This window comes from Streptomyces sp. JHA26 (genome assembly GCF_002005565.1).
GTDB lineage: Bacteria > Actinomycetota > Actinomycetes > Streptomycetales > Streptomycetaceae > Streptomyces.
Genome location: NZ_BDJC01000104.1, coordinates 1 through 10,023, shown reverse-complemented (window position 1 = coordinate 10,023; position 10,023 = coordinate 1). Strand labels below are relative to the sequence as shown.

7 protein-coding genes are annotated in these 10,023 nt (G+C 72.8%); 5 read left to right on the top strand and 2 right to left on the bottom strand.

The window, feature by feature from the left end; translation table 11 throughout:
- Positions 1-76: 76 nt before the first annotated feature.
- Positions 77-1,414 carry a 6-phospho-beta-glucosidase gene (locus JHAT_RS32805; RefSeq protein WP_171991176.1) on the bottom strand — a complete coding sequence of 446 codons (1,338 nt, stop codon included), beginning with the start codon at positions 1,412-1,414 and terminating at the stop codon, positions 77-79.
- Positions 1,415-1,776: 362 nt separating this feature from the next.
- Between JHAT_RS32805 and JHAT_RS32800 the strand changes: the two genes are divergently transcribed.
- Positions 1,777-2,742 (top strand): Ig-like domain-containing protein, encoded by a 966-nt coding sequence (locus JHAT_RS32800; RefSeq protein ID WP_171991175.1) that lies wholly within the window; start codon positions 1,777-1,779, stop codon positions 2,740-2,742.
- A gap of 94 nt (positions 2,743-2,836) precedes the next feature.
- Here the strand turns inward: JHAT_RS32800 and JHAT_RS32795 are convergent, their stop codons facing one another.
- Positions 2,837-3,754 (bottom strand): AraC family transcriptional regulator, encoded by a 918-nt coding sequence (locus JHAT_RS32795; protein ID WP_077801917.1) that lies wholly within the window; start codon positions 3,752-3,754, stop codon positions 2,837-2,839.
- Between the two features lie 157 nt (positions 3,755-3,911).
- On the opposite strand from JHAT_RS32795, the gene tkt reads away from it, so the two are divergent.
- The 4 genes from tkt to opcA all read left to right on the top strand — a co-directional run bounded on the left by tkt (position 3,912) and on the right by opcA (position 9,905).
- Positions 3,912-5,987, top strand: coding sequence for a transketolase (gene tkt, locus JHAT_RS32790; protein ID WP_077801916.1), 2,076 nt, complete (start codon positions 3,912-3,914; stop codon positions 5,985-5,987).
- Between the two features lie 65 nt (positions 5,988-6,052).
- Positions 6,053-7,198: a transaldolase gene (tal, locus tag JHAT_RS32785; protein ID WP_077801915.1), complete on the top strand. Its 1,146-nt coding sequence runs from the start codon at positions 6,053-6,055 to the stop codon at positions 7,196-7,198.
- Positions 7,195-8,973 carry a glucose-6-phosphate dehydrogenase gene (zwf, locus tag JHAT_RS32780; RefSeq protein ID WP_077801914.1) on the top strand — a complete coding sequence of 593 codons (1,779 nt, stop codon included), beginning with the start codon at positions 7,195-7,197 and terminating at the stop codon, positions 8,971-8,973. Before tal ends, zwf begins: the two co-directional genes overlap by 4 nt.
- Positions 8,970-9,905: a glucose-6-phosphate dehydrogenase assembly protein OpcA gene (gene opcA, locus JHAT_RS32775; RefSeq protein ID WP_077801913.1), complete on the top strand. Its 936-nt coding sequence runs from the start codon at positions 8,970-8,972 to the stop codon at positions 9,903-9,905. Before zwf ends, opcA begins: the two co-directional genes overlap by 4 nt.
- Positions 9,906-10,023: the final 118 nt, after the last annotated feature.

The window sequence follows — 10,023 nt, the reverse complement described above, 5'->3', positions numbered from 1 at the left end:
CGCGACCGCGGAGGCGCGGGCGCGGAGGCGCGGGCGCGGAGGCGCGACCGCGGAGGCGCGGGCGCGGAGGCGCGGGCTACCTGAGGTAGGCCAGGGCGGGGTGCACGGCCGTGTAGCCGTCGACGAGGCGGCGGGCGACGTTCACCGAGTCGACGAGCGGGTGCAGGGCGAAGGCCTTGACGGCCGTGGCGCGCGAGCCGGTCTCGGCCGCCGCCAGCACCTCCCGCTCGACGGCCTTGACTGCGCAGACCAGCCCGGTGGCGTGCCCCGGCAGCGGATCCACGGCCACGGGGTGGGCGCCGCTCGCGTCGACCACGCACGGGACCTCGATCACGGCCTCGGGGTCCAGGACCGCCAGGGTGCCGCGGTTGCGGACGTTGAGGATCAGGACCGTGCGTTCGTTGCGGGCGACGGCCCGCATCAGCGCCAGGGCCACCTTCTCGTAGCCGCCGGACAGGTCGTCGGCCTCGCGCTCCCCGGCGCCGGCCGCTTCCCGGTTCTCGGCCATGTAGGTGGCCTCGCGTTCGGCGCGGGTGCGGTCCCAGGCGGCGAGGGCGGGGGTGCCGGGGCGGCGCATCTCCTCGTAGAAGCGGGCCTGCTGGTCGCGCAGGAACGCGCCGCGGGTCCGTTCCGCCTCCTGGTAGGCGCGTACGGCCTCCCGGTTGAAGTAGTAGTAGTGCAGGTACTCGTTGGGGATCGCGCCCAGTGAGCGGAGCCACTCGGTGCCGAAGAGCCGGCCCTCCTCGAAGGAGCCGAGCAGGGCGGGGTCGGCGAGCAGGCGCGGGAGCTGGTCGCGGCCGGCGACGCGCAGGCCGCGGACCCAGCCGAGGTGGTTGAGGCCGACGTAGTCGATCCACGCCTCCTCCGGGTCGGCGCCCAGGACGCGGGCGATGCGGCGGCCGAGGCCGACGGGGGAGTCGCAGATGCCGATGACGCGGTCGCCGAGGTGCCGGGACATGGCCTCGGTGACCAGACCGGCCGGGTTGGTGAAGTTGATGACCCAGGCGTCCGGCGCGAGCCGGGCCACGCGGCGGGCGATGTCGACGGCGACCGGGACGGTGCGCAGCCCGTACGCGATGCCGCCCGCACCGACCGTCTCCTGGCCGAGGACGCCTTCGGCCAGGGCGACCCGTTCGTCGTCCGCGCGGCCCTGGAGGCCGCCGACGCGGATCGCGGAGAACACGAAGTCGGCGCCGCGCAGCGCCTCGTCGAGGTCGGTCGTGGCGGTCACCCCGGGGGCGTCCGGTACCCCGGCGGCCTGCTCGGCCAGCACCCGGGTCACCGCGGAGAGCCGGTCGGCGTCCAGGTCGTGCAGCACCACCCGGGTCACGCGTCCCTCGGCGCGGTCCGCGAGGAGCGCCCCGTACACGAGCGGCACCCGGAACCCGCCGCCGCCCAGAATCGTCAGCCTCACGTCCGCACCCTTCCGTCGCGCGCCCGCCTCGGTACCGGTGCCGATCATGGCATGCTCCGGCCGGAGGCACCGCGGCCGCGTGACGCGCGGGGAAGCCGTTCGGCGCCGGGGTCCGCTGCACCGCCGCCGCCCTCGGCCACAGGGCGGCCACCCTGACCGGCGCCGGGCTCCCACCGCTGGTCGCGGGCGGAGGACCGCCCTGCGACCGCCCGTCACCGGGAGCCACCGGACGCGCACCCGTCCCCCTCTGCCGTATTTCTCACAGGCGTTCCGGCCCGCCGACGGGCACACACGGGGACGGCCCAGATATACGGTGCATACTGCACTCATTCCGCCGACCCCCCGCAGAAAGGCCGCACGCCGTGAGCATTGCCCCCATACCCGACCGGGACGACCAGCAGACCGGATGGTCCCGGCGCGGGGTGCTCGCCGCGCTCGGTGCCGTGCCGGTCGCGGCGGCGCTGACCGGTCTGGGCGGCGGTCCGGCGCGGGCGGCCGCGGGGGTCCCCACCGCCGCCACCGGGAAGACGCTGACGGCCTCCGTCACCCCCGGGGCGGGCGGCGCGTACGGCGTGGGCATGCCGGTGTCGGTCACCTTCTCGCACGCCGTGACGGACAAGGCCGCGGTCGAGCGGGCGATCAGGGTCACCGCCGACCCGGGCGTCGAGGTGGTGGGCCACTGGTTCGGTGACACCCGGCTCGACTTCCGCCCCGAGAAGTACTGGGCGCCCGGCACGACGGTCACCGTCCGGCTGCGCCTGACGGGCGTGCGGGCCGCCGCCGGAGTCCACGGCACCCAGTCGCAGGACCTCGCCTTCAGGATCGGCCGCGCGCGGATCAGCACCGTCGACCTGGCCGAGAAGCGGATGACCGTCGTGCAGGACGGCAGGAAGGTCGCCGCCTACCCGGTCACGGGCGGGAACGCGGACCACGCCACCTGGTCCGGGATCATGGTGATCAGCGAGCGGCTGGAGGAGACCCGGATGGAGTCCTCGACGGTCGGGCTCGGCCACGAGTACGACATCGCGGACGTGCCGCACGCCCAGCGCCTGACCGCGTCGGGCACCTTCGTCCACGGCAACTACTGGACGTCCGCCTCGGTCTTCGGGCACAGCAACAGCACGCACGGCTGCATCGGCCTGCACGACGCCAAGGGCGGGGACGACGAGGCCACGGCGGGCCACGCCTTCTACACGGGCTCCCGGCTCGGCGACGTGGTGGTCGTGAAGAACTCCGGCAGGCGGACCGTCGATCCGGCCAACGGCCTGAACGGCTGGAACCTGTCGTGGAAGAAGTGGAAGGCCGGCAGCGCGCTCGCAGGCGCCTGACCCCTGCCTCCTGGCCCCTGTCGTCTGATCCCTGCTACCTGGTCCCTGCCGCCGGGCCCCGCGGGCGCCCGGCGGCCCTTTGTCGTACCGGGCCTCAGCGCAGCTCCGCCCGGAACGCCGCCGGCGTCTGGTCCGTGTGCTGCTGGAAGAACTTGGAGAAGTTCGCCGCGTCCGGGAAGCCGACCGCCGCCCCGACCCGGCCGATCGGCATGTCGGTGTGCGCGAGGAGCCGCTTGGCCTCCAGCACCACCCGCTTGTCGATGAAGCCCTTGGGCGTCTCACCGGTCGCGGCGCGCACCGCGCGGACGAGGGTGCGGCGGGAGTAACCGAGCGCGTCGGCGTAGGCGCTGACGCTGTGGTTGGTGGCGAAGTCCCGTTCGACCGCGTCCCGGAAGAGCGTGAAGGTGGTGTCCCCCGGCGCGTCCGCCTGCCCCCGCCGCGCCTCGTGCGCCGAGCTGGCCGCGAGATGGGCCAGGCGCAGCAGGAACGCGGTGAGCGTGTGGCGCAGCACCGCGGTGTGCAGGCTGAGCGGGAGCGTCGTGGCGTCCTCGTACTCGCGTCGCAGCTGCTCGAGCGAGGCGGTCAGCGCGGCGAGCCGGGCCTCGTCGGGGTGGAGCAGGGGCGGCAGGTCGTAGCGGTAGAGGCCGGTGGCCTCCACGGTCGCGCGGGGCAGGAAGCCGGGCTGCATGGTCAGCACCGTTCCGCGGTACTCGCTGTCGGGCGAGAAGCGGTGGACCTGGCCGGGACGGATCCACAGCAGATCGCCGGCCGTCGCCTCGTACTCGGCGAAGTCGATCATGTGACGGACCGGTCCGCCGGTGAAGAGCATGACGACGTGGAAGTCGATGCGGTGCACGCGGTGCAGCGGGGCGTGCGCGTGCCAGGTGCGGCCGGTGCCCATGGGGCCGACCTGCATGCCGACGCCGAGGAGGCTGAGATCGACCGGGAAGGGGAACGTTCTGATCCCGTCGCCGCCATCGCCGTCGCCGTATTGGGTGTGTTCGTCCGCCATGTCCTTCTCGCGCCGTGCCGCCCGTGCGCCGTGGCGCCGGGGGGTGTCCCAGTTTCACCACAGGCTGGCACACCGCGACCTTCACTCCCAAAAGTCAGACTTTTAAGTTTGAACACGTCAGACCCCGTACTCCGCTCCGATCGAGGACTTCTTGAAGATGAGCACGCAGACCACGGACAGCTTCGAATGGACCGAACTCGACCGGCGTGCCGTCGACACCGCCCGCATTCTGGCGGCGGACACGGTGCAGAAGGTGGGCAACGGTCACCCGGGCACGGCGATGGCCCTCGCTCCTGCCGCGTACACGATCTTTCAGAAGGTGATGCGGCACGACCCGGCCGATCCGGAGTGGACCGGCCGTGACCGCTTCGTCCTGTCCCCCGGACACACCTCGCTGACCCTCTACACCCAGCTCTACCTGGCCGGGTACGAGCTGGAGCTGGACGACCTCAAGGCGTTCCGCACGCACGGCTCGAAGACCCCGGGTCACCCGGAGTACGGCCACACCGCGGGCGTGGAGACCACCACCGGCCCGCTCGGCCAGGGCGTCGCCAACGCGGTGGGCATGGCGATGGCCGCCCGTTACGAGCGCGGCCTGTTCGACCCCGAGGCCCCCGCGGGCGAGTCCCCCTTCGACCACACGATCTGGGCGATCGTCTCCGACGGCGACCTCCAGGAGGGCGTCTCCGCCGAGGCCTCCTCCCTCGCCGGGCACCAGAAGCTCGGCAACCTGGTCTTCCTCTACGACGACAACCACATCTCCATCGAGGGCGACACCGCGACCGCGTTCTCCGAGGACGTGCTGGGGCGCTACGAGGCCTACGGCTGGCACGTACAGCGCATCGAGCCCGCCGGGAACGGCGACGTGGACGTGCACGCCCTGTACGCGGCGCTGACGGCGGCGAAGGCCGAGACCGGCCGTCCCTCCATCATCGCCATGCGCACGATCATCGCCTGGCCCGCGCCGAACGCGCAGAACACCGAGGCGTCCCACGGCTCGGCCCTCGGCGAGGACGAGGTCGCCGCCACCAAGCGCGTCCTCGGCTTCGCCCCGGAGAAGTCCTTCGAGGTCGCCGACGACGTCCTCGCCCACACCCGCGCGGCCCTGGACCGGGGCGCCGAGGCGCACGCCGCCTGGGACAAGCGGCTCGACAAGTGGCGCGGCGCCCAGCCGGACCGGGCCCGGCTGTTCGACCGGGTCGTCGCGGGCCGCCTGCCCGAGGGCTGGCAGGACGCGCTGCCGGTGTTCGAGCCCGGCAAGGCGATCGCCACCCGCGCCGCCTCCGGCAAGGTCCTCCAGGCGCTCGGCCCGGTCCTGCCCGAGCTGTGGGGCGGCTCCGCCGACCTGGCCGGCTCCAACAACACGACCATCGACAAGACGTCGTCCTTCCTCCCCGAGGGCAACCCGCTCCCGGAGGCCGACCCCTACGGGCGCACCGTGCACTTCGGCATCCGCGAGTTCTCGATGGCCGCGGAGATGAACGGCATCGCCCTGCACGGCAACACCCGCGTGTACGGCGGCACCTTCCTGGTGTTCTCCGACTACATGCGCAACGCGGTGCGGATGTCGGCGCTGATGCAGCTTCCGGTGACGTACGTGTGGACGCACGACTCCATCGGCCTGGGCGAGGACGGCCCCACCCACCAGCCGGTCGAGCACCTGGCCGCGCTGCGCGCCATCCCCGGCCTCAACGTCGTCCGCCCGGCGGACGCCAACGAGACCGCGACCGCCTGGGCGGAGATCCTCAGGCGGCACTCCACCGCCCCGGCGCCGCACGGCCTCGCGCTGAGCCGCCAGGGCCTGCCGACGTACGCGCCGAACCCGGACGCGGCGCGCGGCGGCTACGTCCTGGAGGAGGCCTCCACCGGCACTCCGGACGTCGTCCTGATCGCCACCGGCTCCGAGGTGCAGCTCGCCGTGGCCGCGCGCGAGCTGCTGGAGGCCGAGGGCACCGCCACCCGGGTGGTGTCGATGCCGTCCGTCGAGTGGTTCGAGGAGCAGCCGCGCGAGTACCGCGAGGGCGTGCTGCCGCCGTCCGTGCGGGCCCGGGTGGCCGTCGAGGCCGGGATCGGCCTGACCTGGTACCGCTTCGTCGGTGACGCGGGCCGCATCGTCTCCCTGGAGCACTTCGGGGCGTCCGCCGACGCGGGGACCCTGTTCGCCGAGTACGGCTTCACCGCCGAGCACGTGGCCGCCGCCGCCAGGGAGTCCCTGGCCGCCGCCCGCGGCTGAGCCGTCCGGATCGGGCCGCGGCGGGAACCGCGGCAGAACCGCTGGAAAAATCGCAGAAAGAGAAGATGATCACTGTGACCGAAGCAACCGCGACCGCGGGAGCACTGCGACGCCTGTCCGAGGCGGGCGTCTCCATCTGGCTGGACGACCTGTCGCGGCGGCGGATCGAGTCCGGCAACCTCGCCGAGCTGATCAGCACGAAGAACGTCGTCGGCGTCACCACCAACCCCTCGATCTTCCAGGCCGCCATCGGCTCCGGCGAGGGCTACGAGGAGCAGCTCGCCGACCTGGCGACCCGGGGCGTCGCCGTCGACGAGGCGGTCCGCATGATGACCACGGCCGACGTCCGCGCCGCGGCCGACGTGCTGCGCCCGGTGCACGACGCCACCGGCGGCCGGGACGGCCGGGTCTCCATCGAGGTCGACCCGCGTCTGGCCCACGACACGACGGCCACCGTCGCCGAGGCCAAGCAGCTGGCGTGGCTGGTCGACCGCCCCAACGTGATGATCAAGATCCCGGCGACGAAGGCCGGTCTCCCGGCGATCACCGAGGTCATCGGCGCCGGCATCAGCGTCAACGTCACGCTGATCTTCTCGCTGGAGCGCTACCGCGAGGTCATGGACGCCTACCTCGCCGGCCTGGAGAAGGCACGGGCGGCCGGCATCGACCTGGCGGGCATCCACTCCGTGGCCTCCTTCTTCGTCTCCCGCGTCGACAGCGAGATCGACAAGCGGCTGACGCTGCTGGGCACGGACGAGGCCCTCGCCCTCAAGGGCAGGGCGGCGCTGGCCAACGCGCGACTGGCCTACGAGGCGTACGAGGAGGTCTTCGCGGGCGACCGGTTCACCGCCCTCGCCGGCGCCCGGGCCAACGCCCAGCGTCCCCTGTGGGCGTCCACCGGTGTGAAGGACCCCGCATATCGGGACACCCTGTACGTGGAGGAGCTGGTCGCTCCCGGCACCGTGAACACGATGCCGGAGGCCACCCTGGACGCCGCCGCCGATCACGGTGACGTCCGGGGCGACACGGTCACCGGTGGCTACGCCCAGGCCCGGGCGGACCTCGCGGCCGTGGAGCGGCTCGGCATCTCGTACGACGAGGTGGTGGAGCAGCTGGAGCAGGAGGGCGTCGCCAAGTTCGAGGTGGCCTGGCAGGACCTGCTCGACGCCGTGACGAAGTCCCTCAACAGCAAGGGAGTTGACGGGGAATGAGCGAGGAGCTTCCCGCTACGACGGTCCACGGGACCAAGGCGGCGAAGGAGGCCGAGGAGGCGGGCGCGTCCCGGGAGGCCGCCGGAGAGCCGACGGTCGAGCAGGTCGACGAGCCCCGGACGGCCGGGGCGCCGAAGGCCGCCGCGGCGGGCGGGTCCGCCCGGCCCGCGAAGAGGTCCAAGGCGTCCGGCGCCGCCGGGAAGGCGGAGAACGGGAAGGCGGACGAGGACGCCGTGGAGCCCGTGGCGCCGCTCGACTGGAGCAATCCGCTGCGCGATCCGCAGGACCGCCGCCTCCCGCGCATCGCGGGCCCCTCCGGACTGGTCATCTTCGGCGTCACCGGCGACCTGTCCCGCAAGAAGCTGATGCCGGCCGTGTACGACCTCGCCAACCGGGGTCTGCTGCCGCCGGGCTTCTCGCTGGTCGGCTTCGCCCGCCGCGACTGGGAGGACCAGGACTTCGCCCAGGTCGTGCACGACGCCGTCGAGGAACACGCGCGCACGCCGTTCCGCGAGGAGGTCTGGCAGCAGCTCGCCGAGGGCATGCGCTTCATCCCCGGCGACTTCGACGACGACGAGGCGTTCGAACAGCTGCGCAAGGCCGTCGAGGAGCTGGACGCCTCCCGCGGCACCAGCGGCAACTACGCCTTCTACCTCTCGGTGCCGCCGAAGTTCTTCCCGAAGGTCGTCCAGCAGCTGAAGAAGCACGGGCTGGCCGACGCCCCGGAGGGCTCCTGGCGCCGCGCGGTCATCGAGAAGCCGTTCGGGCACGACCTGGACAGCGCCTGCGAGCTGAACGCGCTCGTGCACGACGTCTTCGACCCGGAGCAGGTCTTCCGCATCGACCACTACCTGGGCAAGGAGACCGTCCAGAACATCCTGGCGCTGCGCTTCGCCAACCAGATGTACGAGCCGATCTGGAACCGGTCCTACGTGGACCACGTGCAGATCACCATGGCCGAGGACATCGGCATCGGCGGCCGGGCCGGCTACTACGACGGCATCGGCGCCGCCCGCGACGTCATCCAGAACCACCTGCTCCAGCTCCTCGCCCTGACCGCGATGGAGGAGCCCGCCTCCTTCGACGCGGCGTCGCTGCTCACCGAGAAGCTGAAGGTCCTGCGGGCGGTGCGGCTGCCCGACGACCTCGGCGAGCACACCGTGCGCGGCCAGTACGCGGCCGGCTGGCAGGGCGGCGCGAAGGTCCCCGGCTACCTGGAGGAGGAGGGCATCGACCCGGCCTCCACCACCGACACCTACGCCGCGATCAAGCTGGGCATCGACAACCGCCGCTGGGCGGGCGTCCCCTTCTACCTGCGCACCGGCAAGCGGCTGGGCCGCCGGGTCACCGAGATCGCGGTGGTCTTCCAGCGGGCGCCGCACTCCCCCTTCGACTCCACCGCGACGGAGGAGCTGGGCGAGAACGCGATCGTCATCCGCGTCCAGCCCGACGAGGGCATGACGGTCCGGTTCGGCTCGAAGGTGCCGGGCACGTCGATGGAGATCCGGGACGTGTCCATGGACTTCGCGTACGGCGAGTCGTTCACCGAGTCGAGTCCGGAGGCGTACGAACGGCTGATCCTGGACGTCCTTCTGGGCGACGCCAACCTGTTCCCCCGTCACCAGGAAGTGGAAGAGTCCTGGCGGATCCTCGACCCGATCGAGGAGTACTGGGCCACGCACGGCAGGCCTGCCCAGTACGCCTCGGGCGGCTGGGGCCCGGAGGAAGCCGACGAGATGCTCGCACGAGACGGACGGAGCTGGCGCAGGCCATGAGGATCGACCTGACCGACACCACGGCAAGCAAGGTCAACAAGGCGCTGGTGCAGGGGCGCCGCGCCATCGGCAGCCCGGCCGTGGGCATGGTCCTGACGATGGTGATCGTCACGGACGAGGAGAACGCCTACGACTCGATGAAGGCCGCCGAGGAGGCCTCGCACGAGCACCCCTCGCGCACCCTGGTCGTCATCAAGCGGCACGCCCGCAACCTGCGCGACCGCACCCGCTCGCACCTCGACGCCGAGGTGCGGGTCGGCTCGGAGGCCGGCACCGGCGAGACGGTCGTGCTGCGCATGTACGGCGAGGTGTCCGAGCACGCCGACTCGGTCGTGCTGCCGCTGCTGCTCCCCGACGCCCCGGTCGTCGTGTGGTGGCCGGTGGAGGCACCGGACAACCCGGCGAAGGACCCGCTGGGCGCGCTGGCCCAGCGCCGGATCACCGACCTGTACGCCGTCGAGCGGCCGATGGAGGTCCTGGAGAAGCGGGTCCGCTCCTACGCGCCCGGTGACACCGACCTGGCCTGGACCCGGCTGACGCTGTGGCGCTCCATGCTGGCCGCGGCGCTGGACCAGGCCCGGGTGCCGGTGACCTCGGCGACCGTGGAGGCCGAGGCCGACAACCCGGCCGCCGAGCTGCTGGCCCGCTGGCTGGAGGCGCGGCTGAAGGTGCGCGTCGAGCGCGTGATCACCGACGGCCCGGTCGTCACGGCCGTCCGCCTGGGCACCGCGAACGGCGAGATCGTCATCGACCGGCCCGAGGGCCCGCTCGCCACCCTCACCCTGCCGGGCCAGCCCCCGCGTTCGCTCGCGCTGAAGGTCCGCGCCACCTCCGAACTCATCGCCGAGGAGCTCAGGCGCCTCGACGCGGACGAGATGTACGCCATCGCCCTGCGCGGCGAGGCCGACAAGGAGACCCCCGTCCATGTCTGACACCCCCAAGCTCACCGACCGGCCCGAGTGGGCCGCGCTCAAGGACCACCGCTCGGACGCGCTCGCGCGGCCGGACCTGCGCGAGCTGTTCGACCGGGACCCGGGCCGGGCCGAACGG

Excerpts from the sequence above, each read along its gene's own strand:
- opcA (WP_077801913.1), top strand. The coding sequence starts at position 8,970 with ATGAGGATCGACCTGACCGACACCACGGCAAGCAAGGTCAACAAGGCG.
- tkt (WP_077801916.1), top strand. The coding sequence starts at position 3,912 with ATGAGCACGCAGACCACGGACAGCTTCGAATGGACCGAACTCGACCGG.
- tal (WP_077801915.1), top strand. The coding sequence starts at position 6,053 with ATGATCACTGTGACCGAAGCAACCGCGACCGCGGGAGCACTGCGACGC.
- JHAT_RS32795 (WP_077801917.1), bottom strand. The coding sequence starts at position 3,754 with ATGGCGGACGAACACACCCAATACGGCGACGGCGATGGCGGCGACGGG.
- zwf (WP_077801914.1), top strand. The coding sequence starts at position 7,195 with ATGAGCGAGGAGCTTCCCGCTACGACGGTCCACGGGACCAAGGCGGCG.